The organism is Photobacterium pectinilyticum (genome assembly GCF_024357955.1).
Lineage (GTDB): Bacteria > Pseudomonadota > Gammaproteobacteria > Enterobacterales > Vibrionaceae > Photobacterium > Photobacterium pectinilyticum.
On record NZ_JANEYT010000038.1, the window covers coordinates 1 to 20701 of the forward strand.

General features: G+C 45.0%; 20 protein-coding genes. 8 read left to right on the forward strand and 12 right to left on the reverse strand.

The genetic code is table 11. The features are described from left to right. Window positions 1-122: 122 nt before the first annotated feature. The 6 genes from NHN17_RS15685 to NHN17_RS15710 all read right to left on the reverse strand — a co-directional run bounded on the left by NHN17_RS15685 (window position 123) and on the right by NHN17_RS15710 (window position 6093). On the reverse strand, window positions 123-839 hold the full coding sequence (locus NHN17_RS15685; protein ID WP_255043542.1) for a DUF3581 domain-containing protein: 717 nt from the start codon (window positions 837-839) through the stop codon (window positions 123-125). 684 nt (window positions 840-1523) lie between these two features. Further along, window positions 1524-3293: a bifunctional molybdopterin-guanine dinucleotide biosynthesis adaptor protein MobB/molybdopterin molybdotransferase MoeA gene (locus tag NHN17_RS15690; protein ID WP_255043543.1), complete on the reverse strand. Its 1770-nt coding sequence runs from the start codon at window positions 3291-3293 to the stop codon at window positions 1524-1526. Further along, window positions 3290-3874 carry a molybdenum cofactor guanylyltransferase MobA gene (gene mobA, locus NHN17_RS15695; RefSeq protein ID WP_255043545.1) on the reverse strand — a complete coding sequence of 195 codons (585 nt, stop codon included), beginning with the start codon at window positions 3872-3874 and terminating at the stop codon, window positions 3290-3292. Before mobA ends, NHN17_RS15690 begins: the two co-directional genes overlap by 4 nt. Beyond that, complete coding sequence (locus tag NHN17_RS15700) at window positions 3858-4565, reverse strand: energy-coupling factor ABC transporter ATP-binding protein (protein WP_255043546.1); 708 nt, start codon at window positions 4563-4565, stop codon at window positions 3858-3860. The genes mobA and NHN17_RS15700 overlap by 17 nt, the downstream gene beginning before the upstream one ends. Window positions 4566-4578: 13 nt before the next feature. Continuing rightward, on the reverse strand, window positions 4579-5280 hold the full coding sequence (locus NHN17_RS15705) for an ABC transporter permease (protein ID WP_255043547.1): 702 nt from the start codon (window positions 5278-5280) through the stop codon (window positions 4579-4581). Beyond that, a complete protein-coding gene (locus NHN17_RS15710; protein ID WP_255043548.1) occupies window positions 5281-6093 on the reverse strand; it encodes an ABC transporter substrate-binding protein in 813 nt (270 codons plus the stop codon). Window positions 6094-6378: 285 nt separating this feature from the next. Between NHN17_RS15710 and NHN17_RS15715 the strand changes: the two genes are divergently transcribed. From NHN17_RS15715 to NHN17_RS15725, 3 genes are all read left to right on the forward strand, one after another. Further along, window positions 6379-7875, forward strand: a complete 1497-nt coding sequence (locus NHN17_RS15715) for a sigma-54-dependent transcriptional regulator (RefSeq protein WP_255043549.1) — start codon at window positions 6379-6381, stop codon at window positions 7873-7875. A gap of 8 nt (window positions 7876-7883) precedes the next feature. Then, window positions 7884-9929: a sensor histidine kinase gene (locus tag NHN17_RS15720; protein ID WP_255043551.1), complete on the forward strand. Its 2046-nt coding sequence runs from the start codon at window positions 7884-7886 to the stop codon at window positions 9927-9929. A gap of 402 nt (window positions 9930-10331) precedes the next feature. Further along, window positions 10332-10721: a hypothetical protein gene (locus NHN17_RS15725; RefSeq protein ID WP_255043552.1), complete on the forward strand. Its 390-nt coding sequence runs from the start codon at window positions 10332-10334 to the stop codon at window positions 10719-10721. A gap of 43 nt (window positions 10722-10764) precedes the next feature. Here the strand turns inward: NHN17_RS15725 and NHN17_RS15730 are convergent, their stop codons facing one another. Next, window positions 10765-11940, reverse strand: a complete 1176-nt coding sequence (locus tag NHN17_RS15730) for a transglycosylase SLT domain-containing protein (RefSeq protein ID WP_255043554.1) — start codon at window positions 11938-11940, stop codon at window positions 10765-10767. 253 nt (window positions 11941-12193) lie between these two features. Here NHN17_RS15730 and NHN17_RS15735 point away from each other — a divergent pair, with 253 nt between their 5' ends. From NHN17_RS15735 to NHN17_RS15755, 5 genes are all read left to right on the forward strand, one after another. After that, complete coding sequence (locus NHN17_RS15735; RefSeq protein ID WP_255043556.1) at window positions 12194-12709, forward strand: lecithin retinol acyltransferase family protein; 516 nt, start codon at window positions 12194-12196, stop codon at window positions 12707-12709. 169 nt (window positions 12710-12878) lie between these two features. After that, complete coding sequence (locus NHN17_RS15740; RefSeq protein ID WP_255043557.1) at window positions 12879-13160, forward strand: polyhydroxyalkanoic acid system family protein; 282 nt, start codon at window positions 12879-12881, stop codon at window positions 13158-13160. A gap of 234 nt (window positions 13161-13394) precedes the next feature. Next, a complete protein-coding gene (locus NHN17_RS15745; RefSeq protein ID WP_255043558.1) occupies window positions 13395-14039 on the forward strand; it encodes a phasin-related domain-containing protein in 645 nt (214 codons plus the stop codon). 45 nt (window positions 14040-14084) lie between these two features. Further along, entirely contained in the window at window positions 14085-14444 is a 360-nt protein-coding gene (locus tag NHN17_RS15750) for a phasin family protein (protein ID WP_255043559.1), read from the forward strand. 307 nt (window positions 14445-14751) lie between these two features. Continuing rightward, window positions 14752-15690 carry an alpha/beta hydrolase gene (locus tag NHN17_RS15755; protein ID WP_255043561.1) on the forward strand — a complete coding sequence of 313 codons (939 nt, stop codon included), beginning with the start codon at window positions 14752-14754 and terminating at the stop codon, window positions 15688-15690. 101 nt (window positions 15691-15791) lie between these two features. Here NHN17_RS15755 and pbpG read toward each other — a convergent pair whose 3' ends face one another. From pbpG to NHN17_RS15780, 5 genes are all read right to left on the reverse strand, one after another. Continuing rightward, window positions 15792-16682, reverse strand: a complete 891-nt coding sequence (gene pbpG / locus NHN17_RS15760; RefSeq protein ID WP_303629419.1) for a D-alanyl-D-alanine endopeptidase — start codon at window positions 16680-16682, stop codon at window positions 15792-15794. Between the two features lie 101 nt (window positions 16683-16783). After that, entirely contained in the window at window positions 16784-17155 is a 372-nt protein-coding gene (locus tag NHN17_RS15765) for a hypothetical protein (protein ID WP_255043563.1), read from the reverse strand. A gap of 210 nt (window positions 17156-17365) precedes the next feature. Further along, window positions 17366-17998, reverse strand: a complete 633-nt coding sequence (locus tag NHN17_RS15770; RefSeq protein ID WP_255043564.1) for a TetR/AcrR family transcriptional regulator — start codon at window positions 17996-17998, stop codon at window positions 17366-17368. A gap of 85 nt (window positions 17999-18083) precedes the next feature. Next, window positions 18084-18602 carry a DUF2505 domain-containing protein gene (locus tag NHN17_RS15775; RefSeq protein ID WP_255043565.1) on the reverse strand — a complete coding sequence of 173 codons (519 nt, stop codon included), beginning with the start codon at window positions 18600-18602 and terminating at the stop codon, window positions 18084-18086. An 11-nt stretch (window positions 18603-18613) separates the two neighbouring features. Beyond that, window positions 18614-20599, reverse strand: a complete 1986-nt coding sequence (locus tag NHN17_RS15780) for an SDR family oxidoreductase (protein ID WP_255043566.1) — start codon at window positions 20597-20599, stop codon at window positions 18614-18616. Window positions 20600-20701 lie beyond the last annotated feature (102 nt).

Below are 20701 nucleotides of genomic sequence, written 5' to 3' on the forward strand. Positions count from 1 at the left end.
TATCCACGTTCAGTGCTCTATATTCCTAGCCGATATCCATTGAGATATAAGCGCTAGTGCTTAACCGAATGGCATTAGTCATAAGGACGGCTTTTGTCATGTATTTATGACCGTGAAGGGGGCTATGCAGCAAGCGAAGAAAACGCTGTTTTTCGCTCATTAAAGCGCTCAACTAAGTCATCGATAGCTTCTTGGCTGTACGGCTTCAAGCCACTCATTAGCATACGCTTACGGCCTGTACCAACCACTTCACCACTTTCTTTAAAGTGGAAGTTAAGCGTAACACTGCCGCGCTTACCTTCAACGTCGATTTGTGATTCAGCGAGATCGACCGTAGGAGCGGTAAGATCTAATCGATCAAAATTAAGCTCCATGCTCTCGTAGATCACCAGCGGACGCGCAGTATTGATCATGATATCTTTAGATTTCATCAAAGGCACCATGATGTGCGGGAAGTTCATCCCCGAGAATTGAACATAGTTTTTAGTGACTTGTTCAATAAGGGTTTTATCGGTGTTGATATCACCTTCACGGGTAACATGAAGGTATTCTTTACCTGCATCGTCAACAATCGCAAAATCATTGAAGCAGCTGTGGTGCGCTTTCAATCCGACACCATCGTTGATCATGCCGGCAAATTCGAATCGCATTTTCTTGCTGATGCCCGCACGGGAAAGCACAACAGAAAATAAAAGATCACCAGGGACGCAGAAGCGTTTGTTATCTTCATCATGAATGGGATTGAAATCGCCAGCGATTTTTTTTGCAAAGTGACTCGCTTGCTCACGGGTAAAGCTGAATACACCATTCTTTTCTAGGTAATATGAATCTAAAAACATGCTTAACGTACTGATAGTGGGTTAATTAAACTGTCACCTATTCTACCCGATATCTTCATATTAAATGGTCTAGCCAGTGGAAAATGCTAAAGCAGACTTAAAAGAAATCAGGTGATAGTGACTCGAATCAACTTGGAGACTGGATGATTATCACCCCAAATCACTAAGATTGATTACATATGTCACACTTATGATAGCTAGTATAGCGCGCAAATATTTTTTTAGTGCAACTTACTACATAATTTTGTACCATTGTTCAAAACGGCAGTAATACAATAACATACAAATCATTATCAATAATGATAAAAGTCGTTTAATACCTCGTTGATAAGCAAAGATTCAGTTTCTGGCTTAGCTTTGAAAACCGGTATACAGACAGGTTGTCAGTAATTGACGAACGATGGCTAGGTTACTTTATCTGAGCAATTCCAAGATGCTATGTATAGGCTAAACACCGAAGTACGTAGCACAATAAACCATCTTCTAGACGTGTAGAAGCTCAGGAAAAATAAAGTAGCACGGAAGCTGCAAAAAAATAAGCACTCAGTAAACGGTGGCTTAAACGCCGTTTGCTGAGTGCTCATAATAAAACGGATAACGTTGTTTTGCAGCAATTCTCTCAGGTTGGTAGCCTCTGCTACTGTATATCTTCAGAGCAGAGACCTTCCTTACCCCTTCAACCGCTTATATACGGTTTTCCAACGGAATTACTCGCACTTTCTCACCAACCTCTACACCCGGCTGTTCAGGCAAGATCTCGATCAGGCAGTTGGCTTCGCTCATTGAGCGCAAAATTCCCGAACCTTGTTTACCGGCGCTTCTTACCGTCAGGCGACCATTGGCATCAATACCAAAAATACCACGGCTGTATTCTGTTCTCCCGGGACGAGAGCGAAGCTGTTCTTCTGCAACAGCATGAAAGAATGGTGCCTGCCAATCAGGTATACCCTGTAGCCTACGAATTGCTGGCTCGACGAATTGCATGAAAGCAACCATAACCGCGACAGGGTTGCCCGGCAGACCGAAGAAAGGCGTGGTATCAATATGACCGAAAGCGAGAGGGCGACCTGGTCTCATATTGATACGCCAGAAATTTATCTGCCCCAATTTGTCGAGAACCGTCTTGATGTAATCGGCATCACCCACCGAAACACCCCCAGAAGAGAGGATAAGATCTGCTTGCTGGCTAGCAGATGTTAGTGTGGTTTCGAGTGCTTGTTCACTGTCTTCGATGATCCCTAGATCAATCACCTCACAACCGATTTTGCTTAGTATGGCATGCAAGGTATAGCGATTTGAGTCATAAATACAGTTCGGTTTTTGTGCCTCTCCTGGATGCTGAACTTCATCACCGGTAGAGAACATAGCCACTTTAACTTGCGGGCGGATAGTCACGAAATCCAGCCCCAGCGAGGCGATCATACCCAGCTCTGGTGCCGTGATTTGTGTTCCAGCCTGGACCGCTGCTTGACCGATGGCTAAGTCTTCGCCTGCTTGGCGGACATTTTGGCCTGGCTTTATTGCCCCCATGCTCAAGTTGAAGGTGACAGTGTCACCGTCTTGAGTCGCTTGCTCACGCATGATTACGGTGTCGGCGTTTTGCGGTACTGGTGCCCCCGTCATAATGCGAACCGATTCTCCTAAGTTCAGCGGCTGTTCGTAGCTATGGCCAGCCATTACATGCGCGATAACCTGATAACTGTCCCTGCCCAAATCATCGCTGCGAATGGCATAGCCATCCATTGCGGAATTGGTATGCTGGGGTACATTAACCGGCGATAAAATATCGTTTGCGACAATTTGTCCCAAAGCGTCTTTAAGCTTAACGGTTGTTTCAGTGGTAGGTGCGACAATCTGGGTCAAGATACGATCACGGCCTTCAGCAACCGATAACATGCCCGACGGGTTGAGATCGCTACAGTTGAGTGATTGTCCAGATTGCTGCTTGGCAAAATCGGCAACAAACTGTGTGAGCTTGTCGAGATCATTGATATCCCATTGAGGTAAATCAGTCTTAGCCGGCACGTCAGAAGCGATAGCGATTATGTTATTGTCTTCAGGAAATAACCAAGGCTTGCCGATTTCTTCGCGGTGTAGTTCTATTTTTGGAAAGCTCAGCTTCTTGAAGCCTTCAATAAGTATGAGGTCAAGTGTGTTGAGATCGAGCTGAGCGATTAATTGTGGCAGGCTGGCTTCTTCGTCCGGGGTCTCGGTTACCATCGCACGGCGGTAGCGAGAAGATATCAGCATTTGTGCGGCACCCGCCTTGCGGAGGCGGTATGAGTCCTTGCCTTCTTTATCGATGTCGAAATTATGGTGGGCGTGTTTGATCACAGCGACTCGGATGCTATGTTCAACTAATTTTGGCAGCATCGCTTCTAGCAGTGTCGTTTTACCGGTTCCGCTCCATGCGGCAAAGCCAAGTATCGGCAGGGTAGATTGAATTGGGTTCATAATGCTTGTCCGAATTGTTCTAGTTCTTCAGGCGTATTGAGGTTCACAAATGCATTGGGTTGATCACTGAAATCAACGGTGATCATGTTGCACTGGCGATAGAGCAAAATGATTTTTCGGTCGCCATTTTCTAAAAACTGCTCAAGTTTGGGCAAAATTCGGCGGTTAACCAGCGTGACGACCGGTTGGATATGTTCGCCGTCATGAGCTACCGCTATATCGGTATTGCCATCGCAGGCGTTGCTCATTCTGGAGACGAGATCGGCGGGTAGAGCCGGGCAGTCGCAAGGTACAAAGCCTACCCACTCAGTATCAAGATGATGCAGAGCGGCGTGCATACCACCGAGGGGGCCAGGGTAATTCTTGATGTGATCACCAAACACCGTACCGTATTGGCGATAGGTGTCTTGATTTCGGTTCGCGTTGATAGTGATAGAGGAGGTTTGTGTACCAAGGATGTCGATGACATGTTCTATCATTGCTCGCCCAGCAAGCGTGACGAGTCCTTTGTCATTTCCACCCATTCGGCTAGCTTGGCCGCCAGCCAAAATGACCCAGCTTGTGTTATCCGGCGTAGGCATATTTGTTATTGTCCTCGTCAACGAGCTGTAGATCAGCGCGTTCAATAAGTTGAGAGTCTGAAATAGTCCATTGGCGACGACACAGCTCAGTTAGCGCATTCTTTTGGTGGCTGGTGATGACTAAACTGGTACCGCGCGAGAGGAGATCTTTGCACAGGATAACCAAGCGTTCGGTAGACTCTTGATCAAGGCTTGCACTGGATTCATCCATTAACAGTACGGCAGGTTTAATCACCCATGCCCGAGCCATAGCCACTCGTTGTCTTTCACCGCCAGAAAGTACAGAAATATGTTCATCGGCCAATGTTTCCAAGCCTACCATACGGAGGGCATTGATCGCTTCTGTTCGTCGGTTGCGACGATCTCGAACGGTGAATTTAAGGCCATAACAGACGTTATCAAGTACGGTCCCATCGAACATATAAGGGGTTTGATGCATATAGATCACCCCGTTGTTGGAATGGGCGCAAAATAAACGGCGTAAGATAGACGGCTTATTGAGGTTGATTGAACCTGTTGTTGGACGTTGTAATCCGCTGAGAATCTTTAGCAAGGTTGTTTTACCTACACCATTATCACCACTGAGGTAAACAGCATCTCTTGGCCCAAGAACAAGATTAGGGATGTGGAATAAGAGCCTGTCTTTGAACCTAACCGATAGGTCTGTGGCCTCGATAGAGAGTTGTGTCATCAAATTCTCCGGCTTAGTTCGTACGCAAGTGGGCTTTACCACGCGCAACAGATAGGAAGAAGTTTAGTCCTAATGCCAAAATCAGCAGCACCATTCCCAAGGCAACGCCTTGTGCAAACGCCCCCTTAGAGCTTTCTAATGCAATGGCGGTTGGAATATTCCGTGTCGAATTGAGGATATTACCACCAACCATCATGGAGCAGCCAACTTCAGTGATCACCCGGCTAAATGCGGCAATGACTGCAGCAAGCAGAGGAAACCGGCTCTCCCACATTAGGCTCATAAAGGCCCGCGGCAAGCTGGCACCCAATGTCAGTGCTGTTTCCCATGCCCGCTTATCACTGTTTTGAAAAGCGGCATGCATCATAGACACTAATATTGGTAAACAAATCAGCATTTGTCCCAATATCATCGCTTGTTGGGTAAATAGCATCTTCCAATCGCCCAGCGGCCCGGCTCGTGAAAGTAGCATATAGAGCAACAAGCCGATCACTACAGTAGGGATCGACTGGCAAGTATTAAACAAAGACAAAATTAGCCAACGTCCAGGGAAGCGACCATAGGCGAGGGCAAAGCTGATCAGCATGGCTGGCAATAGCACAATGCCTATTGCCAGCAGTGAAACCGAAAATGAAACACCAACGATCCCCCATAGAGCGGTATCACCGCTCATGAGTAGTTGGATCGCTTGGTGTGTGGTTTGCCAGATATCCATTTACTGAGCAATAGCATCCGCGACAAATAGCTGCTCGCCGTGTCGTTTGTAATCGTTGATCATGGCTTGCGCTTTAGAATTTACCAGCCAATCGCTAAATGACTTTGCGCCTTGGTAGTTAACGTCTGGGTAACGGCTTGGGTTAACAAGAATCACCTGATAAGGGTTGAATAGACGAGAGTCACCTTGCAGCACGATTTTTAGATCAAGTTTGTTCTGGTATGCCAGCCAAGTTCCTCGGTCAGTCAGGGTGTAGGCCTGCAACTCAGATGCCATATTCAGTGTCGGTCCCATGCCTTGGCCAACCGCTTTGTAACCACCGAAGTTTGGTTCAATTTTGGTTTGCGCCCAAAGATCAAGCTCTTTTATGTGGGTACCGGAATCATCGCCACGGGAAACGAAGGTTTCATTATCGTTGGCAATGGTTTTAAGTGCTTTGGTGGCATCTTTAATATCGGTGATATCGGCTGGATCAGACTTAGGGCCAACAATGACAAAATCGTTGTACATCAATTTTCGAGGCAGCACGCCGAAGCCTTTCTCAACGAAAGCCGCTTCAGCTTCAGGGGCGTGGGTCATCACCAAGTCGACATCGCCATTTTCACCCATACGTAGAGACTTGCCTGTACCGGCTGCAAGCACTGCTACGGTGTAGCCAGTGTCTTTTTTAAACTCAGGTAATAGGTAGTCCAATAGGCCTGAGTGATATGTACTGGTAGTTGTTGCCAATCGCACCGTCATATTCTCTGCAGCTTGAATCGCCGCTGAAGAAGCAAGGGCCAACACAATAAGAGTCGTTTTTAATAGTTTCATGGGTCTTCCTGACTAAACGTCATTTGTCATTTATTTTATGCAAGTGAAGGGGAACTCTCCAAAGGAGATGCTCCCCATCGCTATGAACGAGTCAATAAGCAAATCAAGTGCCAACTTAACTTGTTGCGTATAATACCTCTGGTTGAAGTTATAAGAGAATGATTTAAAACAAAATAAGAATCATTCTTCACATTGTGTGAAAAACATTTTGAAACATCTTTGACAGAGAGATTGGTACTGGGACAAAATGTCTCATCACTATAACCATAATATATATAAGTTTTTATGTCTGAAAATGCGTTTGTGTCATGGTCTGCGGTATCTGCTCTGGTTGTTGATGATGAGCCAGGAATGCGCGCCATTTTGAAAAAAGCGCTGAGCAAGCAATTTGCTCAGGTTGATGTTGCAGGAAGTATTGAAGAAGCCGAAGAGCTTCGTAAACGATGCCACTTTGATCTGCTCATTGTCGATATTAATTTACCTGGCCGTTCAGGGATTGAATGGCATGAAGCCTTCGACCCTCAGACTCGCCGTAGTGATGTGATCTTTATGACCGGCTATGCCGACTTAGACACGGCAATTAGGGCACTACGCGCTGGGGCATCAGATTTTATCCTTAAGCCGTTTAATCTAGACCAAATGATGCAGTCGGTGCAGCGCTGTATTGAACGCCGTTTGGTCGAAAGGCAGAATTTCGCCCTGCAGCGCGATGTAGAGCGAAGTTATCCGGTTGATATTATTGGCGACGCTCACAGCACGCTGTCAATGAAAAAGCTGATTGGCCAAATAGCGCCTTCCCAAGCTGCCGTGCTGATTGAAGGTGAGTCGGGAACGGGTAAAGAGCTTGTTGCCCGTGCACTTCACCAGCTCAGTCATCGCAGTGGTCCTTTTGTTCCTCTTAACTGTGGTGCGATTGCGCCGGATTTACTCGAGAGTGAATTGTTTGGTCATGTTTCAGGCGCGTTTACCGGTGCTAAAAAAAGCCGTGAAGGGTTATTTCGGGTCGCTAACAACGGAACACTGTTCTTGGACGAAATCGGTGAAATGCCGCTTTCGATGCAGTCTTCGTTATTGCGTGCCTTGGAGCAAAAAGCTATTCGTCCGGTCGGTGCCGAACGCGAAGTGAAGATCGATGTCAGGATTGTTGCGGCGACTAACCGAAACCTTAAAGAAGAAGTGGCAGAAGGACGATTCCGTCGTGATCTGTATTACCGTCTCAATGTGTTGACGATCGAATTACCAGCGTTACGTGAACGGCTAGATGATATTCCGGCTCTAGCGCATCACTTTACCCAGCAACTCGCCAAAGATCTTGGCTCTAAGCCGGTGAATTGGATGCATGAAGATATCAGTGCCATGCAAGCCTATGATTGGCCAGGTAACATACGAGAGCTGCGTAATATGATGGAGCGTTGCTTACTGCTGGGTAAACCTCCGGCTGATTACTGGCGGGAGTTGGCTGGTGAAGCGCCTTCAGGCTCTGATATTTCTAGTGACCCTGTCACAGATAATAAGCAATGTCCAGGGGGTACATTATTAGCGAAAGGCTGTGAAAGCCGACAGTTTTGTCGCGGCCATGACAGTCAGAGTGGTGAAACGACGTTTTGTTATCCGAGCGATTGGACCCTGAAGGACGTGGAAAAAGCGCACATTATGCAGGTTGTTGACTCTTATGCTGGCAATAAATCGGCTGCAGCGAGACAGCTCGGTGTTGCTCGAAAAACATTGGAGCGCAAATTCAAGGAATGGGCCGATGAAGTGCTGAGTACAACAGAACAATAAGGTCAACGATGAAACAATGTATTGCGATTTGGGTTCGACGTTTTCGGACGATGGTTCGTTACCGGCTGCTCTTACTAACTTCTGTGCCCATTGTCATTACTTTGCTGGCGCTAATCGCTCTGACCATGTACTGGACGGTGATGTACACCTGGCAAAATGCGCTGATGAATGCCCGAGCAGATCTGGCCGTTGCACACCATAGTATGGCGCTACTGCAAAAAGAGCAGCGGATGCGACTGGGCTCACTGACAGAGTCTTACCCGTTCCAGACCCTACTAAGGGAAGATCAAAGCCAGATGATTGACTGGGTCAAGCAACAGGCAGTCGAATACGATCTGGACTTTGTGGTGATCCACCCAGCTTCAGCATTAGGTGAGTTTCCAAAAGCCAATCGCCAGTTACTGCAAAAGGGTCAGGAGCAAACCTTTTTCGAGCGCCTAACTGCTAACGAATTGGATTACCTTCATTCTGATCTCCCTGCTCGGGCCCAAATCCCATTACTTAACGAAAACACTTTGGTTTCTGATGGCTTGATTAGTCGCAGTTTGATCCCGATCTTCAACCAGTACGGTGACCTGCAGTGGATTGTCGATGGTGGGATACTGCTTAACAATAGTACCCAACTTGTCGACCGTATTCGGGATTTGGTTTATGCCTCTGACACCTTGCCTGAAGGGAGCCTTGGAACCGTTACACTGTTTATGAGTGATATTCGGGTTAGTACCAATGTGCCTTTGGACAGTAGCCAACTGAACGGGCGAGCGGTAGGAACACGCGTGTCTGATGACGTTAAAGAGTCGGTACTCAAACTGGGTGAAATGTGGGTGGATCGGGCCTTTGTCTATGACGACTGGTATGTTTCTGCTTACGAACCTTTGAAAGATTACAACGGTAATATTATCGGCATGCTTTACACCGGTTACCTGGAATGGCCAATGATTAAGATCTACCTGACCAATATAGTTGAGCTTGGGGTAGGGATCCTCATGGTTTTGCTGATCTCAGGCGTTGTTGTGTATCGGGGAGCCAGAGATTTATTTAGGCCGATTGAGAAGATGCATCAGGTTGTATCTGCTATTCAATTGGGGCTTGATCGCCGTATTGGAAGCTTGGATCTTACCCGCGGCCATGAGTTACAAATTCTCGGCAAGCAGTTTGATACTATGCTGGACCAATTACACCAGCGTAATGAAGCGATAAAACAGGCATCGGCACAGCTTGAAGACAAGGTCCAAAGACGTACACAGAGTTTAAGTGAGAAAACCGAAGAGTTAGAACAGCACATTAAATTGTTAAACCAAGCCAGAACTCAATTGGTTAGTAATGAAAAACTGGCAGCCTTAGGTGAGCTTACCGCGGGTATTGCCCATGAAATCAATAATCCAACGGCGGTTATCTTGGGTAACGTAGAGTTAATGCAGTTTGAGTTGGGTGATGAGACCGAGCGAGTCAGCGAAGAGCTAGAAGCGATACATGAACAGATAGATCGCATTCGAAATATCACTCGCAGTCTGTTGCAATACAGCCGTCAAGGTGGTGTGCAAGATGAAGTGACTTGGCAGCATTTGAATCCGATTATCGAAGAAAGTTTAACGTTAGTAAGAAGTGGCACGAAAAAATTTGATATTGAGATCCATACTGATCTCAATGCTCGTTGTTGTGTTGAAGTAAATCGTCATCAAATGCTTCAGGTGCTCGTGAACCTACAGATGAATGGTATTCATGCTATGGATGATCGAGGCGTGCTGCGTGTCTGTACGGACGATTGGTTAGATGAAAGTGGCCAGACTATTGGGGCGATGGTGAAGGTCATTGACCACGGTTGCGGTATCAGCGAAGACCAGATAGAACGCATTTTTAATCCATTCTATACCACAAGAAGAAGTGGTACTGGGTTAGGGCTGTCTGTTAGCCAAGGTATTGTTAGCGGGTTCGGTGGCGAAATAGTGGTAGATTCGGAAATAGGGAAAGGGTCAATATTTACTGTTTACCTACCGGAAAAAGCTAACAGTGACAACATGGTAGTTGTTGATTTAGAAAAAATGGGGTGCTGAGAAAAGTAAAAAGGGCATGTTGTTAACATGCCCTTTTTACTTTAATGAACGCTTTAATAGTAAAAGTTTCATCGCAAATTACCGTTAGGTGGTTACATAAGTACAAGACCAATAACCATAAAGGTAAGGCTTGTGAATACAGTGCGTGTGATGATGCCAGTGTGAGTTGGATTAATCATTTCCTGATGCTGCATATATTACCCTTTTATGACAATTTGAAGATCTTTGTGTTTTTCTTTCTACTTTTACATCATAGATCAAATTTCTCATGAATAAAGCACTATTTGATAAAATTGTGCACATTATCAATTTGTATGATGTATTCCGGTTGCGCATAAATAGTTGGGGCATTATTTTTTGAATGTCTATACTTGCAGAAAAAGCCAAGTTACGGATGACACGATGAAAATTGCAGTTTTATCACTTGGAGCCTTGCTTCAATTTTTTGCTCTTTATATTGCTTTTTATTCTGGCTTTGCGGGGGGGATCTACTTGGCGACGCTAATATCCGTTGCCGCGATGGCTAGCATGCTGGTTGTTAGACACTTGGTTGCCCCAGTGTGCTTGATGGCTGGGGTGTTAATAGGGCTATCTTTATCCCACAATGAGGCAGATCTAAAAATGCTCTCGTTGTTTGAAAGCCAAGCATTAGCATTGCTACAGTTAGATAGTCGTGCCTCACTTCAGTACAATGAAACCTCCACGGAAATTACCCAACTAGATGTAACGCCGATAAATAGCGACCTTCCAGACAAGAAAGATCCCACTTTGGCGGTCGTTGCTGCTAAATAATGTTTAAGCCACGGTGAGAGCTCTTTCTACACCGTGGTATTTGTTATTCGTTTAGCGATAATTTTGGAATCAGTAGTTTTTGCCCTGCAAAGATAGTTGCCCCATCAAGATTGTTAACTTGCTTAAGTAAGTCGACAGAAATGTTGTTGACATTAGCGAGTTGATTCAGCGAGTCACCCACTTTAATGTCATAGACATCATAGGTTTGCTTGGCATAAGTGCGTGCATTTTTATGCTCAAAAAATTGTGTTTTGTTTTTTATTGGCATTAAGATTTTGTTGTCTTTATCGCGTCGGGTATATCCTGCGGTGAAACCTGGGTTGTAATGATAAAGCTCCTTACTGGATAAGCCTGAGTAAGCCGCTACTGTACCTAGTTTCACCCTTCTGCTGATCGTGATTTCATCGAGGACGGCTTCTGCTTTTATTGGATGTAGGGGAATGTCGTAGCGGTAGCCATGGTGTTTAACTAGGTCTGCCATAGCCAAGAGTTTAGGCACATAGTGGCGTGTTTCCTTGGGTAGTTTTAAAGACCAGAAGTCGGTTGATTTTCCGTTCTTTTTATTCAGTTTTATGGCATTTCTGACCCGGCCGCCTCCAGTATTGTATGCTGCAATGGCGTGGAGCCAGTTTTCATCGAATTTATCGTAGAGGTATTCCAATAAATCCAGAGCGGCGTCTGTTGAGGAGGCAATATCCCGCCTGCCGTCATATCCCTTAATGATATCGAGCCCGAATGTTTTACCGGTTGGTTCGGTAAATTGCCATAGACCTGCAGCACCTTTGTGAGAATAAGCAAATTGATCAAAGCTGCTTTCGACGAAGGGCAGCAGTACCAGCTCTATAGGTAGATCGCGGGCATTCACTTGCTGGTATATATAGTGAAGAAACGGCTCAGCACGAGCGGTCACTTTCTCGATATGGTAAGGGTTGTTTACATACCAGCGTTTGTAATAACGAATTGTGCGGTTATTCGGCACCGTCATGGTGAATTCACTGGCCAAGAGATCCCACATATCGGGGTCTTGAGAAGGTTCTGCAACAGAGCCTGTTGCAATAAAGCTACCAGCAAATAATCCTTTATCGATTTCACATAAGTCATTGACATCATCAGGCAATGATTGGACTGAAACCGTGTTCATTACTGTTGCTGTTGCTGGTGTGTTTAAGTCATCCTGATTGACCGTCGGAATTGATTGACACCCAAGTGCAAAACTCATAAGCAAAAACAAAAATTTACTTCTAATGATCATAATAAATCGTCGCCACTCAAAAATTTATTGTGATATCTATCATTATTTTTACGATAATTTTATGTTAGCAGTGTTTGTAAGGATTGTTAGCAAGGCTTAACGGTAAAGCGCATGATTGACTGATAAAATTCGCTCTTATTCAAAATGAGACAAATTTCACACTATTGCGCAGCAACAACTAGGCTTTACTGAACTGATAGCGACTTGGATGGATGTATTTATGCAAAGCACAAATTTCCCGGCCGGTACGGTATTGAGGATTCGCTGTAGTACTTATTGGCACTATGGTATTGCAGACGGGTATGGCCATGTGATTCATAATTCGAAAAAATGGCGGCGGATAGAGCGAGAAACAGAGTCTGAATTCTCAGAAGGCCGACGCATAGAGGTGAGTGACATTGTTGGCTCGGACCCACGAGCTGCAGTACGTTATGCAAAGTCAAAGATCGGTCGGACATATAACTTATTTAACCGGAACTGTGAGCAGTTTGTTCGTGAAGCCCATGGGTTGCCTATTGAATGTACTCAGTTTCAGCGATTGGTGGTTGCTGTCGCTGGTGGCTACATGACCGTTAGTGCCCCCTCCACATTAATCAAGATGGCAGGGGTGGGGCTATTTCTTGGTGCTGTACTCACATCATCGGAAAAACAGCCTTACCAAAATGCAGTCAAAGGTGCGAAACTAACGGTTGGGGCTAGTCTGATCTTACCGACATTGTTACGTCGTATTTTGTAGTGTGCGATAACCGCTCTTCAATACCGTATCAGTGATAGGTGAAGGCTATTCTCATGAGGCACCTGCAACAAATTTCAATTTGTTAGATCTTGCCCACAGAAATTTTTCTGGTTAGGCCGTATGTTAACAAAAGGTGACTGAGTAAATACACTAATGCGCGAGAACTTCTGTGACGATTTTAATTGAACGTCATCATGACAGAGCACATGATGACATTACTATGCTAAGCGAGAAAATTGCAGGTCAGCTTGAACAGGAGTATGGCCTTATTTGGTCCTGGCAAGACGATAAAATGCACATCAAACATTCGGCAGCAAAAGGCTATTTACATGCCGAAGAAGGTAAAATAACCATTCAACTTCAACTTGTCGGTTTTGCCGCTGCTTTTTTTGCCCCAACAATAGAAAGCCATATTACTGAACAGCTTGATAGGTATTTGTTGGCGAGTTAATTCACAATATCTCGTTATCTGTTTCCAAAGAGCTCACCCCGAGCTCTTTTTTTATCTCTATGATTCTTCAAGCTTTCCTTCTATCTATCTGTGATCCGCATCAAAAACATGATCTCCACAACGATAAAGTGTTGTTTTAGGGAGAACATTCTAATCGAAATTCGTAAATTACATACAAGCAGTCAGGCAATACCCACTGGCTGGCACTATCGCAAAAGTATGGAGGGGAAACTGATGGGCATTTTTAAACAGACTGCGGAAGAATCAAACAAAGAGCAGATTCGTGAAGCAATGGTATACAACATTTGGTTAGCAGGCCTTGGTGCTTATGCTAAAAGCGCAGAAGAAGTTAATCAGATTTCTGACAAAGGCAAGAGCCTTTTTGACGAGTTGATTGAGCGTGGCCGCGCGGTTGAGTCAAAAACCAAAGAGCGAGTTCACACTGCACGTAGCCAAACTTCTGTCGCGATTGAAGAACGCATGCATAACATGGTTCAGAAATTCATTGGCCTAGATAACGAGCGCCTTGACCGTGTTGATGACAAGATTGATCAGCTTACAGCCAATATTGAAGCGCTAGTCGAGCGCCATCAGGCACAAGCTGAGAAAAAACCAGCACCACGCAAGCGTACAGCTACGCAGGCAACTGATAAAGCTGCACCCGCAGCCAAGAAACCTAGTGTTGCACGCCGTAAAACCGTGAAAGCAGCTCAACCTGTTCCTGCCGCTAAACCAGAGGCAGAGAAGAAAGAGGCCGATGCGCCGGTAAAGCCACAAACCGTAGCAGTAACTAAAACTGTTGCGGAACCAAAAGCTGAAGATCAGGTGGCTCCAAGCGTCAGCAAGCCAGCTGAAAGTACAAAACCTGAAGTGGTATAAGCATACGAGCGTGCTTAAGGCAAGATAACGCAAGAGGATATTATTATGAGCAGCAATACAGTAGTGAAAGCGGCAAAAAATGTCGTAGAAAGTGGTGAAGGCATTGCACGTAACGTTTGGTTAGCAGGCCTTGGTATTTACAGCCGTAGCTTGGAAGAAGCTCAGCAACTGAACGAGAAATCAACCACGATGTTTGATGAGCTTGTTGAGCGCGGTAAAGAAGTTGAAATTCAAGCGAAAGAATGTATTGGTAAAAACACGGAAAAAGCGACAGAAGAAGTAGAAGCAGGTATGAATGATCTGTTCTATCGTCTGAGTGGCGTTGACCGTGAGAAGCTTGAGCGTATGGACGAGAAAATCGACAAACTGACTCAAGCCGTTGAGAAGTTGGCAGAAGCAGAGTAACTGCCAATACGGGGCTACGTTTATGCCAGCCAGACAATAAGTAGCCCCGGCTGAGCAACCGTTCCCAGTCTGCAGGTTGTGAAGCCTTTAGGTTGCGCGTGGGCCATGCACGCGCACCTTTTTTACTATTTTTACTGCCTTCATTGGCAGAGTTTTTGTTCATCCAAGAAAAATATTTTTTTTGCCTTAAATATCAGAATAATGGGCACTTCTTTTAGAAAAGAATCATTTTTTTGCTGCCAGATATTGACCAAACCCCTTGTTTAATTCTAACTTTGTAAATGAATTGTGAAGAAAGGTGGGAAGTATGGAGAGTTGGCGTAATAGGGCTTTTAACAAGGTTTTATTCCGAATTATGCGGCAACGCCTTGCAAATTGTGAATCAACCGAAGGGATGCGAGATATCATTTCTTCTGTTGATAGCTATGGCCCATTTATTGCTGCGCCAAAGGGAATGGAAATCACGCCGACTCGTTTTTCAGACGTTTCTTGTGATTGGGTTGATATGCCCAATAGTAGCGGTAACAAAATCATCCTCTATTTTCATGGTGGGGGCTTTTGCTTTAACAGTCCCAAAATTCATAGTGCGTTTTTAGCCCGTCTTGCCAATTACACCAAATCTCGGGGGCTGATGGTTAATTATCGCTTGGCGCCAGAAAATCCTTATCCTGCGGCTCCTGATGACTGCTTTGCCGTTTATCGAGGGTTATTGGTTAAGGGATACCATCCTCACCAGATATTCTTTGCTGGGGATTCTGCGGGGGGTAATCTGGTACTGACAACCATGTTACGGATCCGCGAAGCTAAGTTGCCACAGCCTGCTGGTGGTATTTTGATGTCGCCTGTATCGGATATGGCCGTGACTGGCGAGTCAGCCTTCAAAAAATGTAAAGATGATCCTTTCTTTGATTTGAGTACCTTACTCTTAATGCGTAACAATTACATTGGGATGCAAAACCCTTGCGATCCCGATATATCGCCATATTACGCCGATCATTATGATCTCCCGCCGACCTTTATCACTTGTGGCACTGAAGAGTTGTTAATGGATGATGCGATTCACCTTGCTGAGCGAATGGGTGAGGCCGGTAACGATGTGACAATAAATGTCGTGAAAGGGGTACCGCATGTTTATCCGTTGTTTTATCAGCTGAGTGAAGCTAGGGAGGCAATGAAGCTGATGGCAGGGTTTATCCAAGAGAAATTTAAAGAGGCTGGTGAGTCGATAGATAAGAAGGTGGGTTAACCATGCGTATTGACTTAAGCTGCTTTGTTGTCAGGTAACGCGAAGATGGATGCCGAGCCCATTTTCAGGGCTCGATGTAAACTGAGATGCTGTTTGTTTCTTTAGTTGGTCAATGTAGAGAGTTTTTGTTTTTGATAGTGCATTGCTGACTCTGACACTTTCCCGCTATTGCCACTCTGAAGCCACTTCTTAACCCTTCCGGCATCACCAATCGGTGTCAGCTTGCCATAAGCATCCAGCGTAACGATAAGAAGCTCTTTACCTTCCACTTGAGTGATCATCGCCAAGCAGTGGCCCGCAATATCTAAATAGCCCGTTTTGCTTAGGGTTACATCCCATTTCTGGCCTCTGACTAACGCGTTTGTGTTGGTGTAACCCAATTTGTATCGAGGCTTTTTGAAATAGGCGGTATGTACCGGTGTAGTGCTGTATTTTTTTATGGTGGGATACTGATAAGCGGCTTTGATCATTTTGGTGATATCTGCAGCAGTAGAAACGTTCTCAGGGTTTAAGCCGGAACTATCGACAAATACCGTATCAGTCATGCCCAATGCCTTGGCCTTGGTATTCATTGCTTTGATAAAGGCATCATAACCACCAGGGTATTGCCGTGCTAGGGCCGCCGTTGCGAGGTTCTCTGAAGACATCAGGGCAATGTGCAAGGTAACCCCTCGGCTAAGCGTTGAATCCATTCTGATACGCGAATAGCCGTTGTATATCCTTTCCTTATCTATTTTCTTGAAAGAAATTGCCTCATCCAGTGGAAGTTTGGCGTCCAGAACAACCATTGCCGTCATCACCTTTGTGAGTGAGGCGATGGGCATCACGAGTTCGGTGTTTTTTTGAAATAACGTTTTGTTGGTCTTCAAGTCAGTCACTAAAGTACTGACTGACGCGGTCTGAATATTATCAGGGTTCAGTTTACTGGCATGGGAGGTTGATATGAATAAGGCCAGGCTGATGGAAACGAGTAAATTGAGATGGCGAAACAAAACCACTCCTTGTTTGTCTTAACGGTTTATTACAATTACTGACAAGGGTAGCTTGGGGAAAGTCGGTGGTAAAGTGAGTTTATTGTTAATTAATCGAATGGTTAATAATTTTCATGATTACTATCTCTATCTTCCCACCATTTATACATACAAATGACGAAGCCTAAGGCGCCTACACTGATCATGAGTTGGAGTGCCATTTCGTTGAGCAAGTTTGGCTCAAAGGAGGAAGCCATAATGGCGATTGTTGCAAAGGCATAAGCCAAGTACCCCCAGGAGCTACCGCGATAGAACTGCAATATCTCTAGGATGATAAATAAGGTTGAGGAAACGAGGTAGAAACGGATAAATTTGCCAATGAGGTCGGTATGAAACTCACCGGCAAACCTCACCATTAGCCAGTGGAAGCAGGTGTAGAACACCACAATACAGATTATTGATTCTGATAGGTTTTTTAATAACTTAACGTTCATCCATTTTTACCCGCAACGAATGTTTCTTAGCACACTTACATACTTTACCGTAGGATGACATTTCAAAATGTAAGAGTGTATTTGCAGTTAAGTAAAATTCTTAAGGTGTTAAATTGAAATGATTTTTCAAAATAGTTGTTGGGTAAAACAAAAACACCCCATAGATACTTTGGGGTGTTTGAAATAAGTATTTAGTGCTGTCCTGAACGGTTAGGTAACCAACTCTTCAACCAAATCTTTGTGGGTAAAGAATGGAGACTTCGCGTTATCAGTCAGGTAGGGCTCTACCAAAGAGATCAAACGCAGTACACCTGAGCGAGCGAGGTCACTTTCAGTGTAATGATCATCAAGTAGCGTTTGGTAGTTGAGCCAGTTCAGGCTAACAAGCAATAAGTTGTCTGCCAGTAGAGGCAGGCTTTGTTCATCGCATTTTAGCTTGCCCAGCTCGACGAGGTGCTTGAGCATGTCATTACATAGATGACGTAGCTTAAGGATCAGTGTTCGTATTTTACGCTTAATTTGCGGGTTTTGGCCGTTTAAACTGTCCAAGTTTCTGAACAAAAAGCGGTAATGGGTAAATAATGCCATTACCGTATGCATGAAGGGCCAGTAATCGTCAAAGTCCTTGACCTGACTTGCATACTCATTGCTAACGGTTGTTAGTGAGTTTTGTAACTCATTGACAAGTGTCGTAATTATTTCGTCCTTGCCACGGAAATGGTAATAGAGGTTTCCTGGGCTGATCCCCATTTCGGTAGCGATGATTAACGTACTGACTTGACTAACACCATCACGATTAAACAGCTCAAGACTAACTGACAAAATCCGATCTTTGGTTTTCATCATTTTTTCCTTGTTATTCGAGCTTCACTTTCGGCAACCCCATCAATATCATAATTTGGGGTTGCCGAAGGTGATGGGATGAACGTTATTGCTCTTCAGCTACAAGTTGGGGTAGTGCCTCGCGAAGGAAGTCATACTCAGCTTGCATTTGATCTTTCATGTCACTGCAAATGAAAGAAACTAGCGTACTGCCAACGAGAGGAATAGCTGATTTCACATCCATAGTGACATGGTTTGATGTCGCGGTACCTGGACGAGTTGCTGGCTCACTGAACACCATCTGACCCGAAATCGTCGCTGGAACACCCAAGATCTCAATCTGAAGTTTACAGATTAACTGCTCATTTTCTTGCCAGTGCCATGACTCTGTCTGCTTGATAGTATTAAAGTTACCTAATAGGCTTTTCAGAACGGCTGGCACATTGGCTGGCATTTCACGCTGGGTTTCAGCACGGAAGCCATCCGCAGTTTCTTCTAGTGCAGTAACTCGAACGTTTTTGCCACCTAGTTTTTGGTATTTTTCAACGATCAGTTCTTCTTCGCTGAAATAACGCAGTAAGGTATCAAGTTCTTCTTTGTAGTCATGTATTGCTGAAACTTGCATTGCTCTCATCCTTACATGTGTATTTCGCGCATGATGCTATTAATGGCTACTACATCGGCTGAAGGTTGTTTAGGCTCTGCGTTTTCACCGTCATGCTTGCCATGATCCGGGTTGTAGCCCGTCGCCATTAGCAACTCACCCAGTTTCGGATAAACACCATGAATGAAGGCACCTAACAGACCAAGCTTGGTCGCAATACGTTTTGGCTTCTCGATAATCGCTTTGATGATCAAATCTGCCGCTTCTTCAGGGGTAAGTAACGGGATACCACCTTCAGCTTCACGGTAGTGATCGGAAATCATGCGAGTTTCAACCAGCGGCATATTGATTGTGGTGAAATCGATACCTTGGCCACCCAGTTCAGTACTTGCGGTACGGGTGAAGGTGTCTAATGCCGATTTAGATGCTGCATACGCCGAGAACAACGGCTGATTGGTCAACACCGCAATGGAAGAGATGTTGATAATATGGCCTTCACCCGCTTCGATCATCTCTGGCAGGTTGCCCAGAATCATACGAAGTGCACCGAAGTAGTTAATCTGCATAGTACGTTCGTAATCGTGCAGACGGTCAGTCGCTTTTTCTACTGAGCGGCGAATTGAACGGCCAGCATTGTTGATCAAAATATCAACTTTACCGTGATCATGCTTGATTTGCTTAATCACTTCCTGAGATGGCTCATCCTGGCTTAGGTCGCATTGATAAATGGATGCATGGCCACCAAGACGTTCGATTTCGTTACGGGTTTGCTGTAGGCGCTCAAGATCACGAGCAATCAGTACTAGGCGAGCTTTTGTTTTTGCAAGTTTAATGGCTGTGGTATAGCCAATACCTGAAGAGGCACCGGTGATAACAACAACTTTGTCATTTACACATCCTTGCAGTGTTTTTTCAACATGTAATTCAGGATCGAGGTTACGCTCCCAGTAGTCCCAAATTTTGTCAGCATAATCTGCAAGGCGAGGGCAGCAAATGTTACTGTCAGACAGTGCATTTAACGTATTGCTGCAATCGAACTGGGTTGGGTAGTTGAAGTAACCTAGCGCGTCTTGCGGCATATCCATCTCTTTACTGATGGCATCGATAAAACGCTTGAGTGCGGGGACTTGACCAAGCTGCGACCAGAAGTGAGAAGGGATCATACGGAAAACACGCATATCCAGTCGCATTGCCATACGTGGAGCATGGCCTGCTTCAGCAAACAGGTTGATCACTTCACCAGAGCGGTATGGGTCAGGGTCAACGATATGGAAACACTGATTATCTAACTCAGGCTTATGAGAAATATGGTCGATAGCATCGGCGACATAATCCACCGGCACTAAGTTTAGACGGCCACCTTCAAGGCCAATGAGCGGTGCCCATTCTGGAAGAGCGCGGCGTAGTTTTTGGATGATCTTAAAGAAGTAATAAGGACCATCAACACGATCAGCTTCACCTGTCTTTGAATCACCGATAACAATGCCCGGACGGTAAGCACGCCAAGGGATCGTTGCCGTTTCTTGTACTAGTTTTTCTGCATTGTGCTTAGTTGAGAAGTAAGCATGCTCAAGCCCAGTCGCTTCATTAAGCATATCTTCCCGGAACCAGCCACGGTATTGGCCTGCAACAGCAATTGAGCTGAAGTAATGGAAACAACCAGCATTAATGCGCTCGGCGAAACGTAACGTATGTTCAGTGCCTTCAATATTGGCGCGCATCATATCTTCTTCGCTAGCCGTCAAATCATAGATGGCTGCGAGGTGGAAGAACTGATCAATTTTTCCTGTCAGGTTCTTTGTATCTTTAGCTGATATACCTAAATTTGGTTCGGTAATCGAGCCTTTAATGCAGTGGAACTTGTCCTTAGGTAGATGTTTTTTCTCTAACAGTGCTTCCAGTCTATCTTCAGAAATCTTGTCATAGGTGAGTATATAAATATCACCAGGTCGTTTAGCCAGACGTTGTAATAACTGAGAACCGATAAATCCAGTTGCGCCGGTAATGAAATAATTCATGACCACTCCTTACGCGGTATTCATTTTACATTCAATTGCAGAGTAATTTACTGGTCAGATGACCGACTTCAGTGTGCATCTGGTGGCACAAATCATCAAAGT